The organism is Roseibium sp. 10G30-5 (assembly GCF_055809635.1).
In genome coordinates this window covers 252029-268324 of the sequence record NZ_CM147918.1, presented here as the reverse complement: position 1 = coordinate 268324, position 16296 = coordinate 252029, and the positions used below count along the sequence as shown (strand labels likewise).

At 56.0% G+C, this 16296-nt stretch carries 14 protein-coding genes and 3 pseudogenes; 8 read left to right on the top strand and 9 right to left on the bottom strand.

Annotated elements, in window-relative coordinates; genetic code table 11:
• Window position 1 precedes the first annotated feature (1 nt).
• The 5 genes and pseudogenes from queA to coaD all read right to left on the bottom strand — a co-directional run bounded on the left by queA (window position 2) and on the right by coaD (window position 3212).
• Window positions 2–1117, bottom strand: coding sequence for a tRNA preQ1(34) S-adenosylmethionine ribosyltransferase-isomerase QueA (gene queA, locus AC0L7U_RS01440; protein WP_473693228.1), 1116 nt, complete (start codon window positions 1115–1117; stop codon window positions 2–4).
• Window positions 1118–1178: 61 nt separating this feature from the next.
• On the bottom strand, window positions 1179–1586 hold the full coding sequence (locus AC0L7U_RS01435; protein ID WP_473693226.1) for a VOC family protein: 408 nt from the start codon (window positions 1584–1586) through the stop codon (window positions 1179–1181).
• A complete protein-coding gene (locus AC0L7U_RS01430; protein WP_473693224.1) occupies window positions 1586–2056 on the bottom strand; it encodes a peptidylprolyl isomerase in 471 nt (156 codons plus the stop codon). The genes AC0L7U_RS01435 and AC0L7U_RS01430 overlap by 1 nt, the downstream gene beginning before the upstream one ends.
• A gap of 61 nt (window positions 2057–2117) precedes the next feature.
• Window positions 2118–2563 (bottom strand): annotated as a pseudogene (locus tag AC0L7U_RS01425) (peptidylprolyl isomerase).
• Between the two features lie 148 nt (window positions 2564–2711).
• Window positions 2712–3212 (bottom strand): pantetheine-phosphate adenylyltransferase, encoded by a 501-nt coding sequence (gene coaD, locus AC0L7U_RS01420; RefSeq protein WP_473695612.1) that lies wholly within the window; start codon window positions 3210–3212, stop codon window positions 2712–2714.
• 192 nt (window positions 3213–3404) lie between these two features.
• Here coaD and AC0L7U_RS01415 point away from each other — a divergent pair, with 192 nt between their 5' ends.
• Window positions 3405–3806 carry a hypothetical protein gene (locus AC0L7U_RS01415; protein ID WP_473693222.1) on the top strand — a complete coding sequence of 134 codons (402 nt, stop codon included), beginning with the start codon at window positions 3405–3407 and terminating at the stop codon, window positions 3804–3806.
• A 186-nt stretch (window positions 3807–3992) separates the two neighbouring features.
• On the opposite strand, the gene gyrA is transcribed toward AC0L7U_RS01415, so the two are convergent.
• A complete protein-coding gene (gene gyrA, locus AC0L7U_RS01410; protein ID WP_473695610.1) occupies window positions 3993–6785 on the bottom strand; it encodes a DNA gyrase subunit A in 2793 nt (930 codons plus the stop codon).
• A gap of 498 nt (window positions 6786–7283) precedes the next feature.
• Here gyrA and AC0L7U_RS01405 point away from each other — a divergent pair, with 498 nt between their 5' ends.
• The gene (locus AC0L7U_RS01405; protein ID WP_473693220.1) at window positions 7284–7853 is read left to right on the top strand and encodes a MarC family protein; all 570 of its coding nucleotides are present in this window, start codon (window positions 7284–7286) and stop codon (window positions 7851–7853) included.
• A 14-nt stretch (window positions 7854–7867) separates the two neighbouring features.
• Here the strand turns inward: AC0L7U_RS01405 and AC0L7U_RS01400 are convergent, their stop codons facing one another.
• Entirely contained in the window at window positions 7868–8539 is a 672-nt protein-coding gene (locus AC0L7U_RS01400) for a glutathione S-transferase (RefSeq protein ID WP_473693218.1), read from the bottom strand.
• Between the two features lie 200 nt (window positions 8540–8739).
• Between AC0L7U_RS01400 and AC0L7U_RS01395 the strand changes: the two genes are divergently transcribed.
• The 3 genes and pseudogenes from AC0L7U_RS01395 (at window position 8740) to AC0L7U_RS01385 (ending at window position 11878) form a co-directional block, all read left to right on the top strand.
• Window positions 8740–9738: a cation diffusion facilitator family transporter gene (locus AC0L7U_RS01395; protein ID WP_473693216.1), complete on the top strand. Its 999-nt coding sequence runs from the start codon at window positions 8740–8742 to the stop codon at window positions 9736–9738.
• A 228-nt stretch (window positions 9739–9966) separates the two neighbouring features.
• A complete protein-coding gene (locus AC0L7U_RS01390) occupies window positions 9967–10398 on the top strand; it encodes a hypothetical protein (RefSeq protein WP_473693215.1) in 432 nt (143 codons plus the stop codon).
• A 417-nt stretch (window positions 10399–10815) separates the two neighbouring features.
• Window positions 10816–11878, top strand: a pseudogene (locus AC0L7U_RS01385) (NAD(P)-dependent alcohol dehydrogenase).
• Between the two features lie 108 nt (window positions 11879–11986).
• Here AC0L7U_RS01385 and AC0L7U_RS01380 read toward each other — a convergent pair.
• Complete coding sequence (locus AC0L7U_RS01380; protein WP_473693213.1) at window positions 11987–12958, bottom strand: AraC family transcriptional regulator; 972 nt, start codon at window positions 12956–12958, stop codon at window positions 11987–11989.
• A 128-nt stretch (window positions 12959–13086) separates the two neighbouring features.
• Between AC0L7U_RS01380 and AC0L7U_RS01375 the strand changes: the two genes are divergently transcribed.
• From AC0L7U_RS01375 to AC0L7U_RS01365, 3 genes and pseudogenes are all read left to right on the top strand, one after another.
• On the top strand, window positions 13087–13380 hold the full coding sequence (locus AC0L7U_RS01375; RefSeq protein ID WP_473693211.1) for an NAD-dependent epimerase/dehydratase family protein: 294 nt from the start codon (window positions 13087–13089) through the stop codon (window positions 13378–13380).
• Window positions 13365–13976: a Rossmann-fold NAD(P)-binding domain-containing protein gene (locus AC0L7U_RS01370; protein ID WP_473693209.1), complete on the top strand. Its 612-nt coding sequence runs from the start codon at window positions 13365–13367 to the stop codon at window positions 13974–13976. Before AC0L7U_RS01375 ends, AC0L7U_RS01370 begins: the two co-directional genes overlap by 16 nt.
• Window positions 13977–14201: 225 nt before the next feature.
• A pseudogene (locus AC0L7U_RS01365) lies at window positions 14202–15306 on the top strand (NADH:flavin oxidoreductase/NADH oxidase).
• A gap of 68 nt (window positions 15307–15374) precedes the next feature.
• Here AC0L7U_RS01365 and AC0L7U_RS01360 read toward each other — a convergent pair.
• Window positions 15375–15827, bottom strand: coding sequence for a TetR/AcrR family transcriptional regulator (locus tag AC0L7U_RS01360; protein ID WP_473693207.1), 453 nt, complete (start codon window positions 15825–15827; stop codon window positions 15375–15377).
• Window positions 15828–16296 lie beyond the last annotated feature (469 nt).

The following is a 16296-nucleotide window of genomic DNA, read 5'->3' as shown; positions in this document are numbered from 1 at the left end:
GTCAGCGTCCCTCATCGGCGTCACGGTCATTGGTATCCGGTTCATCATGGTTTTGCGGAAACAGCAGGGACGCATCTCCATAACTGTAGAAGCGATACTCGGTTTCAATCGCATGCTCATAGGCCAGACGCATCGTCTTCAACCCGGCGAAGGCAGACACCAGCATGAACAGTGTCGAACGCGGCAGATGGAAATTGGTCATCAATGCGTCAATGGCGCGAAAGCGGTAACCGGGTGTGATAAAAATCGAGGTTTCACCGGAAAACGCCTGCAAGCCATCCGGACCTTGAGCGGCACTTTCCAGAATGCGCAGCGACGTTGTGCCAACACTGACCACCTTGTTGCCGCGCGCCCGCACAGCGCGCAGGGCAGCAGCCGTCTCGGCGCTGACTTCGCCCCATTCCGCGTGCATCTGATGGTCGCCCGTGTCTTCGCTCTTCACGGGGAGGAAAGTTCCTGCTCCGACATGCAGCGTCACACGGTGCTGTTCGACGCCACGGCTTTCCAACGCTTGCAACAATTCTGACGTGAAATGCAATCCGGCGGTCGGTGCCGCCACCGCGCCATCTTTCTCTGCGAAAATTGTCTGATAATCAGCACGGTCCTGATCGTCTTCGCCGCGTTTCAGCGCGATATAGGGCGGTAATGGAATATGGCCGACGCTGGCCAGCGCCGCATCCAGCTTTGCCCCTGTCTCTGAGAATTCCAGCAAGACCTCACCGCCATCTTTCTTTTCGAGTGCGCGAGCACTCAAATGTGCATCGCCAGTGACATCGGAAAAAATGATTTCGTCACCAGCGACCACCTTCTTTGCGGGCCGCACGAAGGCCCACCAGCGATTCCCGGCCTTGCGCAAGTGTAGGGTCGCAGACACGCCAGCCGAAATGTCGCCGCGTACACGTTTTCCCTCAAGCTGCGCCGGAATCACCTTAGTATCATTGAAAACGAGAGCGTCGCCGGGGTTGAGCAAACTCACCAAGTCACGCACCCCATGGTCGGACATCGGCGTTTTGGCGCCTGGGTCAACCACCAGCATACGGGCAGAATCACGCGGTCGGGCGGGACGCAGGGCAATCCGCTCGTTGGGAAGATCGAAATCGAACAAGTCTACGCGCATGATGTTCATTCACCGGACGTTTGCGCAAAACACGACACCCGTCAGATGCGGAGCCGGTGCATCAGAGCGCCCAGGGCCTTCTTTGAAATACGAGACGATAACCGTCGGGATCCTCAAAGGTCATCCCGTCGACATCCCAATACGGATTTTGGGATGGCACTGGCTTATACCCATGCAGGCGTATGCGATCAATGCTTGTCTGCCAGTCATTTTGGTCGGGAATATAGAGAACCAGCAGATGTTCGGGGCTGTTGCAACGCGGCGCCTCAGTCCCCTCTTCTTGCACAAGTTCCAGATGCCACTTTGCACCGGGATAACCTAGGATACGGCCGGAAAATCCAGCGTGGTCGTCAAAGCGAGCAAGGAGTTGAAAGCCCGCCGCCTCACAATAGAAATGCAGCAGCGTGGCAAGGTCGTTTGTCGGCCTCGCCACGCGCAGTGTTGAATATGTGTCGTCAGACACCGCCATTATGCGTCCGCGGCGACTTTCATCGACACGATCTTGTCGGGATCCTGAACCGGTTCGCCGCGCTTGATCTGGTCGACATTGTCCATGCCTTCAATCACCTGACCCCAAACCGTGTACTGGCCATCCAGCCAAGGGGCTTCGTTGAAGCAGATGTAGAACTGGCTATCGCCGGAGTTCGGATCCATGGAGCGGGCCATCGAACAGGTGCCACGCACGTGCTTTTCCTGGGAAAACTCAGCTTTCAGCTTCTTGCCGGAACCGCCCGTGCCCGTGCCCTTCGGGCAACCGGTCTGCGCCATGAAACCATCGATCACGCGGTGGAAAACGATGCCGTCATAAAAACCGTCGCGCACCAATTCCTTGATGCGTGCAACATGCGTCGGTGCCAGATCCGGCTTCATTTCGATGACGATGGACCCTTTGGTCGTTTCCAAGAGAAGGGTGTTTTCGGCGTCCTTGATGTCGGCCATGTGTCGCTCCGTTTGTTTTTGTTTTCCGACAGACGTCGGGTCAGTTAAAGGTTGATGCGGCTTATTTGTCAGCGTCAGCCGCAACCTGCATCTTGATGATCTTGTCAGGATGCGCAGGCGGCTCACCGCGGGCAATCTTGTCGACGTATTGCATCCCGTCAACGACCTATGGCCCCAGACGGTGTATTTCCCATCAAGCCAAGGCGTTGCCTTGAAGGTGATGAAGAATTGCGAGTTGGCGCTGTTCGGATCCTGTGCTCGCGCCATGCCGAGCGTGCCTCGCTTGAAAGGCGTATCGGTGAACTCTGCCTTCAGATCCGGCAGCTTGGATCCCCCCATACCCGTTCCCGTGGGATCGCCGGTCTGCGCCATGAAGCCCTCGATGACGCGGTGGAAAATCAGCCCGTTATAAAAGCCTTCGCGTGTCAGCTTCTTGATGCGCGCAACATGCTTGGGGGCCAGGTCCGGGCGCAATTGAATGACCACGCGGCCATCTTTCAAATCCATATAGATGGTGTTTTCCGGATCCAGCTTCTGGCTGGTCTGGGCGTTGGCAGCCACCGGCACGAACAGCAAGGCCGTAACAACGGCCACAAAAGAGAAAAGTCGATACACTGAGAACTCCAATCAGTCAGTCTAGCAAGATCTGGACGGGCTAAACGTCCAGTTTGCGTCGCAGCGCCTGAGCAACATTGTCGGGAACAAACCCGCGAACGTCACCCTTCATCTTGGCGATCTGACGCACCAGCGTGGCCGTTATATGACGTGTGGCCGAACTGGCGGGGACAAAGATGGTGTGAATATCCGGCGCCAGCGTGGCATTCATACCGGACATTTGCATTTCATAGTCAAGATCAGATCCATCACGCAGGCCCCGGATCATCAGTGTCGCCTTGCATTCGCGGGCGATATCAACGGCAAGCCCTGTAAAAGAGACAATATCAAGGCGTTGCGCATCAGCATCCGACAGGTTTGCGGAGACCGCACCGAGAATAAGGTCACGCCGCTCCTCGAATGAAAACATTGGTTGCTTGCCCGGATGAACGCCAATGGCAACCACCAGCGTATCCGCCAGGACCAGACCTTTTCGAAGAACATCGAGATGTCCGGATGTCAGCGGGTCGAAAGACCCTGTGTAGATCGCGCAATGAGCCATAACAGTCATTTAACTTGCTGCGTTTCATTCGACAAGAGAGAGCTGTCAGACAAGCGCAGCAATCCACGCCCGGCAACCTCCTGACGTCGCTTCCTCGGATAAATTACCAAGCTCTTAACAATTCTTGGAACCTTTAGGCCGGTCACAGGTTTTCAGGTCAAGAATTTCATCTTGCAAACGGAGATGACGGCGATGAAAACTTATTCCGATAGTGCAATGGACAAGACTTTGAACGACAGCGACACGAACTTCTTCCGCGCGCAAGTAAAGGCTGCAAGCCCGAAGGCCGCGCTGCAGGTTCTCGGTGTTACGGCAATCGCAGTCATTGGCGTCGCAACCGCCGCCTTCACCACCTTGTCGCCCCTCGACATGTCTGCCAATGCTTCGGCTCAGGGCGCAGAGAGCAGCAAAGGCAATCTGCTGGTCGAATCCAGCCTGTCTTGCAAGCAGCAGAACTGGGGCAACTGGTCCACAGCTTGCGCTCAGAAGATCAGCGGCAAGAAAAATCTGCGGACTATCCGGTTCGAAACGGTCAGCACTCCGTCTAACAAATCCAACACAACCGTGCTGACCCGCTATGAAACAACCCGGTAAAGCACTTTACTTTACCACAAGAGCCCCCTCCTCCTTCGGCTCAGACATTTCCTCCCCGCGGAAATAAAAAGGGCGAACACCTCGGTGTCCGCCCTTTTTTGCGTCTTCAATCAGACCCATCACGTGCAAGCGCTTGCTAGAAGAGACAGGCCAAGGTGAGTGGTTGGCCCGTCTGAAATGCGCCAATCAGGCGTCGTCGTCGCCTTCATCCGAGGCGCCATCCTCATCAGCATCATTCGCCTCATCGGACGCACTGTCGCCTTGCGATGCATCTGCCTCTCCAGACGCACTCTCAGCGGCACCCGGATCAGCAATTGCAGTTGCATCAGAACCTTCAACGCCGTCCAACAGCTCGTCTTCATCGTCCACATCGTTGATACACTCGACAGCGACGACCTTTTCATCATCGGCCGTCTTGAAGACAATAACACCCTGAGTGTTGCGGCCAGCAATGCGGATCCCCTCGACAGGGCAACGAATAAGCTGTCCGCCATTGGTGACAAGCATGATCTGATTGCCATCTTCAACCGGGAAGGAAGCGACCAGATTGCCGTTTCGGCTGGTCACGGCCATGGCCGTGATGCCCTTACCGCCGCGCCCGGTAACCCGGTACTCGTAGGACGAGGTGCGCTTGCCGTAGCCATTTTCGGAAATGGTGAGGATGATCTGCTCGGCAGCACTCATTTGTGCATAGCGCTCCTGAGTGATCTCTTCCCCAACCGTCGGCAGATTGTCTTCGCCTGTCACCACTTCATCGGCTTCGCCCCGCATGGCGCGCGACAACTTCAGATAAGCGGTGCGTTCCTCGGCACTGACGTCGATATGATGCAGAATCTGCATCGAGATGACCGTGTCCTCATCCGCCCGGTTGATGCCGCGTACGCCAACCGAATTTCGCCCGGCAAAGACACGCACATCGGTAACGGGGAAGCGGATACACTGGCCGAAGGCCGTCGTCAGCATGACGTCGGAATGCTCGGAGCAGGTCTCAACGCCGACAATCCCGTCGCCATCTTCCAGCTTCATCGCAATTTTGCCGTTGCGATTGATGTTGGTGAAGTCTGACAACTTGTTGCGGCGAACCGTGCCGCGCGTCGTTGCAAACATCACATCCAGATCTGCCCAGGTGTCCTCATCTTCCGGCAAGGGCAGTATGGAGCTGATCTGTTCGCCCTGTTCCAGCGGCAACATATTCACCAGGGCCTTGCCGCGAGAGGTCGGACTGCCAAGCGGCAGACGCCAGACCTTCATCTTGTAGGCAATGCCACGACTGGAGAAGAACAGCACCGGCGTATGTGTGCTGGCAACAAACAGACGCGAGACGAAATCCTCGTCTTTCGTCGCCATGCCAGACCGCCCCTTGCCGCCACGGCGCTGTGCCCGGTAGGTCGCCAGCGGCACACGCTTGATGTAGCCGTTGTGCGACACGGTCACGACCATGTCTTCGCGCTGGATCAGATCTTCTTCGTCAAAGTCCGGGCCGCCCTCGATGATTTCCGTACGGCGCGGCGTCGCGAACTCTTCCTTGATCGCCAGCATTTCATCACGGATGATTTCCTGGATTCTGGCGCGTGAGCGCAGAATGTCCAGATAGTCCGAGATGCGAGCACCGATCTTGTTCAACTCGTCCGCAATTTCATCACGCCCGAGAGCCGTCAGGCGCTGCAAGCGCAGATCCAGAATGGCGCGAGCCTGCTCTTCAGACAGCTTGTAGGTACCGTCTTCATAGACCATATGACGCGGGTCATCGATCAGGCGGATCAATGGCTCCACGTCGCGCGCCGGCCAGTTGCGGGTCATCAACTGTTCGCGGGCCGTCGCAGGATCAGGCGCAGTGCGGATCAGCCGAATGATTTCATCGATATTGGCAACAGCAATACCGAGACCCACCAAGACATGCGCCCGGTCACGCGCTTTCTTGAGCAGATAGCGTGTGCGCCGCTGGACAACTTCCTCGCGGAAGTGAACGAAAGCGGCGAGCATTTCGGCCAGACTCATCTGTTCCGGCTTACCGCCGTTAAGAGCCACCATATTGCAGCCGAAAGAGGACTGTAGCTGCGAGTAGCGATAAAGCTGATTGAGCACGACATCGGCCACCGCGTCGCGCTTCAATTCGATCACCACACGCATACCCGAGCGGTCACTCTCATCGCGGATGTCGGAAATACCTTCGATGCGCTTGTCACGCACGGCTTCCGCGATCTTTTCGATCATGGAAGACTTGTTCACCTGATACGGGATTTCAGTCACGATCAGCGCGAAACGATCCTTGCGGATTTCCTCGACATCGACCTTGCCACGGATGACAACCGAACCACGACCCGTTTCAAACGCCGAGCGGATGCCCGCACGACCCAGAATCATGCCTCCGGTCGGGAAATCCGGATCAGGAACAATTTCCATCAGCTCCGGCAAGGTCAGCGCCGGGTTTTCCATGATGGCAATGGCAGCATCAATCACTTCGCCCAGATTGTGAGGCGGAATATTGGTGGCCATACCGACAGCAATACCGCCCGCGCCATTGACCAGCAAGTTGGGGAACTTGGCAGGAAGAACAACAGGCTCGCTTTCCGAGTTGTCGTAGTTTTCCTGAAAATCGACAGTTTCCTTGTCGATGTCATCCAGCAGGCTGTGAGCCACCTTCTGCAACCGACACTCGGTATAGCGCATGGCCGCAGCCGGATCGCCATCGACCGAGCCGAAGTTGCCCTGACCGTCAATCAACGGCAGGCGAAGGGAGAAACTCTGCGCCATGCGGACAAGTGCGTCATAGATCGCACTGTCACCATGCGGGTGATACTTACCCATCACGTCACCGACAACACGGGCCGATTTGCGATAAGGCTTGTTCCACTCGTAACCGTTCTCGTTCATCGAGAACAGAATGCGGCGGTGAACCGGTTTGAGACCATCACGGACGTCGGGCAAGGCACGACTCACGATCACGCTCATGGCGTAATCGAGATAGCTGCGCTTCATCTCGTCTACGATGGATATCGGTTTGATATCTGAAGGCAAGCCGCCGTCAGTTTCACTGTTATCCTAGTCAGGCAAGGACACGTCTCTTTGATCTTGTTATAGCTGACTGGTTTATATCCGATTCAAGGATGCAAACCAAATCCGGAAGCCCGCCAGACGTTATAAAAAACCTATTTATTTCAATAATTTACGAAGTTAATTCACAGGCAGACAAAATGATTTCGGCTTGAACACACGTTTTTGCGCCAAAAGCCGGCAAAATTCCCATATGACCGGCCCGCACATCGGGTTTGTCCGCAGGGCGGTCAGGCTGATCTTGGGTGTTTCGCAAACTCGTGTTACGTGGGAAACAGGCCGTTGAAAAACCGCTACCCCTGTCGTCTTCTGCCCCTGACTGCCCTTGTTGGCATCGCAACGATAAAGAGACCATGTCCGATTTCCTGATCAATGCCTTTGCCACATTGTTCGTCACCATTGATCCGGTCGGCCTGTACCCCCATGGTGTTGGCGCTCACAGCCGGTCTCAGCCGCCCAGAACGCATGCGTGTTGTCATGCGCGGCACGATTACAGGTGCGGTTATTCTGGGCATCTTCTACGTGTTCGGACAAAGCATTCTGTCGGTGATGGGCATCTCTATGGGGGCCTTCAAGGTGGCCGGCGGCGCTCTTCTGTTCATCATTGCCATCGAAATGGTGTTCAACAAACGCCAGCAGCGCAAAACGGCGACAGCAGAAAAGGTCGCCAATGATCATGCCCCGGACGACAACGATCAGGACGTGGCAATTTTCCCCATCGCTATCCCGCTGATTGCCGGGCCTGCGGCCATTTCAGCCGTTATCCTGCTGTCAGCTCAGGCTCCCGATACGCTCAGCTATATCGGGCTTGGCGGGATGCTCGTGTTCGTATTGGCGTTGGTGATGGGCGCTTTCATGCTGGCAGACCGGCTGGAATCCCTGTTTGGCGATACGGCCCAGCTTGTGGTCACGCGCTTGCTCGGCGTGCTCCTGGCCGCCCTCTCCGTTCAGTTCATCGCCGACGGCGTCAAGGCGTTCATCCTGCACACCTGAAGAATGTCCATCGCTCAACCACCGAAGCAATAGGCACCGCCGTTTGCAAGCGCGGCCTGATAAGCTGGCCGCTGATGAATACGTTCCAAAAAGCGATCGATATGCGATGTATCGATGGAGCGCAGATCCGCCCGCCCCTTGGCCACTTCCAGCGGAAAACTCATCATGATGTCGGCGGCAGTAAAGAAGTCGCCGGCAAACCATCCGGTGTCCGCCAGACTGTCATTCCAGTAAGTAACGTAGCGCATCAGTTCCGGCGTGCTTGATTGCTCTAGAAACCCTTTGCTGATCAGTTGCGCAAAGGGGCGCAACAGCCATGGCATATGGCTCGGCAACACCTGAAACAACAGCCGCTGCGTCAGAAGTGGCATGGCCGAGCCTTCCGCATGATGCATCCAGAACGCATGATCCCACTCATGACGATCTCCGTGAGCTGGCATCAGGGACGAACCTGCACCATAGGTCTCGACGAGATACGTGCAAATGGCGCCGCTTTCCGCCAGCAACCTGCCTCTGTCTTCCAGCACTGGCGATTTGCCGAGTGGATGAATGCTCTTGAGCGCTTGTGGCGCGCGCAAATCACGGCCTCGTTTATACACCTCGACGTCATACTCCAGGCCAAGCTCTTCAAGCAGCCAGAGAATACGATGTGCCCGTGAATCATCCAGATAATGAACCTTGCGCAAACCGTGTCTCCTGATGTCCAGAGGTTGAAAGGGATGCAAGCATTGCTCTCGAAACATGGTGGTTTCAAGAACACCAAAATGTTTCCGGATACATTTGCCGGGCCTGACGTTTGATGAAGAGAAGCCTTGCGTCTGGTGCGCGATCCAGGCTTGCCATATGATCAAACCGACATGCTTTTGTCCGAAAAAGGGAAGTTCCGATGTCCGCCCATGGTTCCAAGACGGTTGTCTTCGCAGCACTCGCCGGAAACACACTGATTGCCATCACCAAGTTTGCCGCAGCGCTCTACACAGGTTCCTCGGCCATGTTCTCGGAAGGCATCCACTCTCTTGTCGACACGGGAAATCAGGGATTGCTGCTCTACGGCATGAAACGTGCTGCCAAGCCTGCTGACGAAAAACATCCCTTCGGCTATGGCACGGAACTGTATTTCTGGTCGTTCATTGTCGCCATTCTGATCTTTGCCATTGGGTCCGGCGTCTCGATCTATGAAGGCATCAACAAACTCATCACACCGCATCCGGTAGAAAGCCCCATCGTCAACTATGTGGTGCTCGCCCTGGCAATCATCTTTGAAGGCACCGCGTGGTTCATTGCCTTCCGACAATTCAATTCTGTCTCTGGTGGCAAGCACGTGCTGACGGCAGTGCGGGATTCGAAAGATCCGACGATCTTCACGGTTCTTTTCGAAGATACGGCCGCCATTCTTGGCTTGATCGTCGCCTTCAGCGCGCTTGTCGCCTCGCAACTTCTGGGCATTGTCTGGCTGGATGGTGCCGCCTCCGTCGTCATCGGCATCATTCTTGCGATCACGGCAGTTCTGCTTGCCTATGAAACCAAGGGACTTTTGATCGGTGAAAGCGCCGACCCTGACATGCAAGCCTCTATCCGTGAGATGATCGGCGATCTGCCCGGCGTGATTTCGATCAATGAATTGCGCACTCTGCACCGAGGTCCGAGTGATATTCTGCTGGCTCTGTCGCTTGATTTCCGTGACGACATGACGGCAGGTGCCATCGAAGCGGCCAATCACACACTTGAAACCCGTATCCGCGACGCACATCCCGACATCGCCCGGATCTATATTGAATTGCAGTCACGCCGCAATCACGACGCTATTGAGCGTGAACGACGAGCCAAGACCGACCCGTCTCCTTCAGACACACCTGCAGGAAGCACAGATGGGCCTGACGCCTGAGCGCGAGCGCAAGGTTTTGGGGTACCGGGTCGCATAGGCTCTACGGACGCCAGCAGACAGGATCTGACCTCGCTTTTTCTCACAAGGGCGTGATAGAAAAAGCAGAGTTACCGATGACACTTGCCGGGACGGCCCACACCGAAGCTTGAGAGGCCGGGCGTTTGCTGTCCCTGCCAACCGCAAGAGATACATGCCCGCGAGGGCATGGCCTCAGTGAGGACGCGAAATATGAGTTATGCTGCTTTTGTCGGGGCCCACAGCGGTCTCGCCACGCTCGCCATGCTGTTCACCGTTGTTTGGGCGATCATCGTCTTTGCCAGTCGCTCCGGTCCGGACGCGCTGACCATGCCCAAGCGACTGGTTTACATCGGCGCCATGGCGTTTACCGGCCTTGTTGGTCTGACGGGGATTGTGCTTGTCGCCATGAACACCCTGGATGTCAATGCTGTTCCCATGGATCGGCCTGCTCGCCGTCATCTTGCACGGCATCATGGGGGCACGCGGCAAACGGGCCTTGGCTGGCAACAACAAATCCGGTGCGACTGTAGCCGTGGTCTTGCAGGTGGTCTTTATCGCCATTGCCTACGGCCTGATGGAAACACGCCCTTTCTGATCATTGCATTACGCAATAACACAAAGCCCGTTCATCTCTTGCGATGAGCGGGCTTTTTTGTGCACTCCGCGTGTTTTGCGTGCCGCGAGAAAAACGCTTCTGAAAGCCACCGTTTTGACCTCAGGCCATTGTATTTCGCCGGCAGAGACCTAAATGCGGAGCGTTCACAAGAGGACCATTGATGTCGCACATCGCAGACAGGACCGGCACACCGAACAAAACGCCGATCATCTATCGTCGGCAACTCTCTGTTCTGGCGTTCCGCAAAAAACCTGTTTATCGCGTCCTGCCCAGATCTGCGGTTTGCCACATCCCTGCCAACGTCCGTTTTCACGAAACAATGGTCCCGCCCGATCGGGTCAACGCCCCTCGGCTACCGCATTCGGGCAGCGCTTCGTGCAGGCCTCCATTTTCAGGGGCCGCCTGCTCTTTATATTTCAAACAAAGCCAACAAGGATAAAGCCATGTTTGCCTGTACAGGTTACGCCGCCCAAGATGAAAAATCCGATCTGGCACCTTACTCCTTCTCGCGCCGCGATCCGGGTGCTGATGACGTCGCAATGGAAATTCTGTATTGTGGCGTCTGTCACTCGGATCTGCACACCGCCCGCAACGAATGGGGTGGCACGATTTACCCGAATGTTCCCGGCCATGAGATCATTGGCCGCGTGACCGCAGTCGGCGACAATGTCACCAAATTCAAGGTTGGCGATCTGGCCGGCGTCGGCTGCATGGTCGATTCTTGCGGCACCTGCCCAAGCTGCAAGCAGGATCTTGAGCAATACTGCGAGAATGGCTTCACCGGCACGTACAATGCGGAAGACAAACACCTTGGTGGTCAGACCTTCGGTGGCTACTCCAGCCACGTTGTCGTCAAGGAACACTTCGTCCTGCGCATTCCGGAAAACCTCGATACCAAGGCCGTTGCTCCGCTGCTGTGTGCGGGCATTACCACCTGGTCACCGCTGCGCCACTGGCAGGCCGGTCCCTGGCAAGACAGTCGGCGTTGTCGGTCTGGGCGGTCTCGGTCATATGGCCGTCAAGCTCGCCCATGCTCTTGGCGCGCATGTGGTGATGTTCACCACCAGCCAGTCGAAGGTTGGCGACGCCAAGAAACTTGGCGCAGATGAAGTCGTCCTGTCCAAAGATGCCGACCAGATGGCGGCAAAAGCTGGCAGCCTCGACCTGATCATCGACGCCGTTGCGGCCCCTCACGACATCAACGAGTACCTGCGCCTGTTGAAGCGCGATGGAACGCTGGTGCAAGTTGGTGTTCCTGATCAGCCGCTGCCCGTGCAGGTGTTCAGCCTGGTGCTGGGACGTCGCAGCTTTGCCGGTTCGCTGATTGGTGGCATTGCCGAAACGCAGGAAATGCTCGACTTCTGCGCAGAGCATAACATTACCTCCGACGTTGAGATGATCCCGATTCAAAAGATCAATGAAGCCTACGAGCGTATGCTCAAGAGCGACGTAAAATACCGCTTCGTGATCGATATGAAGACGCTGGAAAAGCCTGAAGCTGCGTGAAAAACCCGTACGGATTCCGTTCGGTGACCCGCTGACCATGAAAGGGCGCTGTGATCACAGCGCCCTTTTTCATGACCAATCGCGAGAACCATTGCCGACGAAGTCACCTTAAATGGCATCCTGATACTGTGGCAGGTCCGCTGTGCCTCCCAGTGTCCGCTGTGCGCGCTGGCGCACTGCGAATTGCCGTGGTGATTGCCCCATTTCACGCTTGAAGGCGGTGCTGAACGCGCTTTCAGATTCATATCCAAGCGACAAAGCAATATCCCCAACCGGATCTTGGGTGGTGCGCAGCCTTTCTCCCGCCAGCAACATGCGCCAGCGCGTGACGTAGGTCATCGCAGCACTTCCAACCATTTCCTTGAAACGCTTTGCAAAAGTCGACCGGGACATAGCAGCCCTGCTCGCCAGATCAGCAAGGGTCCAGCGATGGGCGGGCGCTGCATGAAAGGCACTCAGGGCCGCGTGAAGTTTCCGGTCGCCAAGCGCTCCAAGCCAGCCCGTCTGTGCGCCATCCTTGTTCGTCAGATGAAGACGCAGGGCTTGCACCAGCATGGTTTGCGCCAGATGTCCGAGAATGAGATCGCCTCCGGGCTGTGGAGCGCGCATTTCCTGCATCATCGCCTCGACACTCTGGCGCAGGAAAACGCCATCCGCCCCCTCCTTGAGATGAATGACCGGGGGTAACGTTCCGAACAGCAAATCGACGCTGATACCATCGACAACGAACCGACTGCCGACAATGAAAAAATCTCCGCCGCCATTGTGGCGAACGAGGTTGCCGTTGCCAGCGCCATGACTGCGAAAGACCTCCACCGCATCATGTGGGACAAGCGACAGATCGCTGGCGATATTGAAGGACCTCCCGGAAGCGAGGATGAAACAATCTCCCGCAGTCAAACGGACAGGCGCATCAATTCCGTCCACTTGCATCCACGCCGCGCCTGCCACCACCACATAGCATTTAATGTGCCCGGTAAGGTCCGTAAACCGGATCGCCCAATCGCCGCCAGCGTCAAAGCCTGATGACATATAATTTCGCGGCTTCACCAGAGACAGCACATCAGAAAGCGGATCCATAAGACATTCCCGGACGATTGCGAAATTTTCACGGACTTTATCGCATGGATCATCCGACAATCAACCACTAACGTCCGGCTTGTATCGACAGGCCATCAAACTTCGGCCTTCTGAAAAAGGAGACTATCATGCGTGTATTTGTCACCGGTGCGACCGGTTTCGTCGGCTCTGCCGTGGTGGATGATCTTCTGGCGCACGGCCGCCAGGTGCTCGGGCTGGCGCGGACGGACGACAAGGCCGCGTCTCTCAAAGCTCTTGGCGTCGACGTTCAGCTTGGCACCTTGAAAGACCTCGACATCCTGAAGGAATGTGCCGGTCAGGTTGATGCAATCATCCACACCGCATTCAACCATGACTTCTCCAGGTCTCGGAAAACTGTGAGGATGATCGCAAAGCAATTGAAGCCATGGGATCCGTTCTGATTGGCACGGAGAAGCAGATCCTCGTCACCAGCGGGTTGGCTCACATCACCAAAGGCCGCCCGGTCACAGAAGATGATCTGCCCCCTGCTCCAGGTCCGCAGTATCCCCGCCAGTCGGAAGCCGCAGCCAATGCCCTGCGCGATCAGGGGGTCAAGGCAGGTGCTGTGCGTCTTGCTCCGTCCGTTCATGCCAAGGGCGATCATGGGTTCGTGCCCTTTCTGATCGGCCACGCAAAAAGCACCGGCGTTTCCGTCTATCCGCAAGATGTTGAAAATCATTGGTCCGCAGTGCATCGTCTCGATGCCGCCAAGATCTATCGCCTTGCCCTTGAAAACAATATGCCACTGGCGCGCTATCATGCCATTGGCGAGGAGCGGATTCTCTTTCGCGACATTGCCGAGACTATCAGTCGTCACCTTGACGTGCCGTTGGAAAGCCGCGCGACCGAGGCGGTCATGAAGCACTTCGGCTGGTTCGGCACCTTTGCAATGATGGATGCTCCCGCCTCCAGTACCAAAACACGGAGCATACTTGGTTGGGACCCTGAGCACGCCACGCTTCTCGATGACATGGCCAAGGCAGGGTATTTCGCTTAAAGACTGTGGCTTCAGACTGCAAAGTCACGGGCCTTGATACAGGATCCCGTCTCGCGTGCCGATGTCCGGTCACAGGGACGGGATCAACGGCATATTTCCTGTCGGAAATGATGATTTTCTTGAATAATTTTCATCTGCCCATCGCATTTACACGCGCCAACCTCTATCTCCGGGCTGAAACGCGGGCATTTAGCCCGCAAGACAGGGTCTGCCGGAGATGAACACATGAAAACGCACCTCTTTTCACCTCTCAAGCTGAAGTCGCTCGACATGACCAATCGCATTGTGATTGCGCCAATGTGCCAGTATTCGGCCGAAGACGGCGAAATGAACGATTGGCATCTGATGCATCTGGGTGCGTTGGCCCAATCCGGTGCGGCCGTGCTGACCGTTGAGGCGACAGCGGTTACCCCGGACGGGCGCATCACCTATGGTGATGTAGGGCTTTACAATGAGGCAACCGAAGAAGCCATGGGGCTGGTGCTGGAGGGAATCCGAGCACTGGTCTGACATGCCGATCTGCCTCCAATTGGCCCATGCAGGCCGCAAGGCATCATGCGCCAAACCATGGGATGGCGGACGTCAGATCGCCCCGGATCACGAAGATGGCTGGCAAACGGTAGCCCCGAGTCCTCTCGGCTTCCTGTCGGACGACAATGCTCCGAGCGAACTGGATGCTGAGGGGTTGCAACGCATCCGTGACGGTTTCAAGGATGCAACCGAACGTGCCGCACGGCTTGGCGTTGACGCGGTACAGATCCACGCCGCACATGGTTATCTGTTGCACCAATTCCTCTCGCCACTGTCCAACCGACGCAAGGACGATTATGGCGGGTCGCTGAAAAACCGGTTACGCTTCCCGCTTGAAATCTTCGACATCGTGCGGGCTGCTTTCCCGGCTGACAAACCGGTAACGGTGCGCGTATCAGCCAGTGACTGGGTCGAAACGGGCTGGTCCATCGACGACACTCTCGCCTTTGCAAAGGAGCTGGACGCGCGCGGATGTGATGCCATTCACGCTTCCAGTGGCGGCTTGTCGCCCGAGCAACAAATCGCCGTTGGTCCGAACTATCAGGTGCCCTTTGCACGCGCCATCAAGCAGGCAGTGTCCATGCCCGTGGTGGCCGTCGGTCTGATCACCGAATTCGAACAGGCTGAAGCCATTCTCAGCACGGGCGATGCAGACATGATCGCTCTGGCGCGCGGCATTCTGTATGATCCGCGTTGGCCGTGGCACGCAGCCGCGCATTTTGGCGAAACCATCAAGGCTGCCAACCAGTATCTGCGCTCACAACCACATCAGTTCAAGACGCTGTTTGACGCGACGTAGAGACCCCCAAGCCACGTCTGTATCCGCCCGACACCGCTGCGCCAGAGATGGCGTGGCGCCAGGCAGGATCAGACGGGACAGGAGATGCACGTTTGCAGGATCGTCGCAAGACGACGCCGCAAAAACGAGATGTCCTGACAGTTCAAAGCAGGCGCTTCGAAAGCATATCGCATGGTGGTAAAGCCCAGCACGCAGGCTGCTAACAAGGCCGCCCGCGTCTCCGCCTCTTCCTTGCCCAGAATGCCGGCCAGAGGCTTCACGAATTCCTCATGCAGATGGCGTGAGAGAATGGGCGATGCCACCGGACTTGCCGCCGAGTGCAAAAGAAAGTGAAAGACATCAAAGTCTTCTTCGGTCTTTGTCTTCTTTCCCAAGAGAAAATCGGCAACAGCCTCTCCCAGTTCCGAAAGCGGATGACGAAATGCCTCCTCCAGGCAAAATGCATCATTCGCGATCTCGTCGAACAAGGCTTCCTTTGACCCAAACAGCCGGATGACAATTGCCGGATCGGTCTCCGCCATCTTGGCAATTTCACGGACCCCGAGCTGTTCAAACCCATTGCGGCAAAAAGCAGGCCCTGCTGAGGCCAAAACCCGTGCGCGCGTTTCTCCAGAAGATGACCGTCGCCGTTTTGCCGGCTTTTTTCTTGTTGTATCAACACATGTTGACAAAATATTTCCCCAACCTGTTATTGCATTCCCATAAATGTTGGTAGCGAATTTCAGAGTGCATTTCCAGACATTTGCATAAAGTCTTTGAAAAAGCTTTTGGCGAAATTGGTATTGCGCTTTGTCATTTGTCTTTCTTCGCACCCGCATCATGAAACGCAAAAGGAACTACACAGCATGAGAAAATAACAATCGACATTTTATGTAAGTTTTCAAACGAAGACTTTCACCTTGACCTTATTGGCAATTTTGACAGTCACAAGAGGAAGGGGACTGACAAAAGCGCAGTGCTCTCAAGAGATGCATTCAGAAATAAATCTGA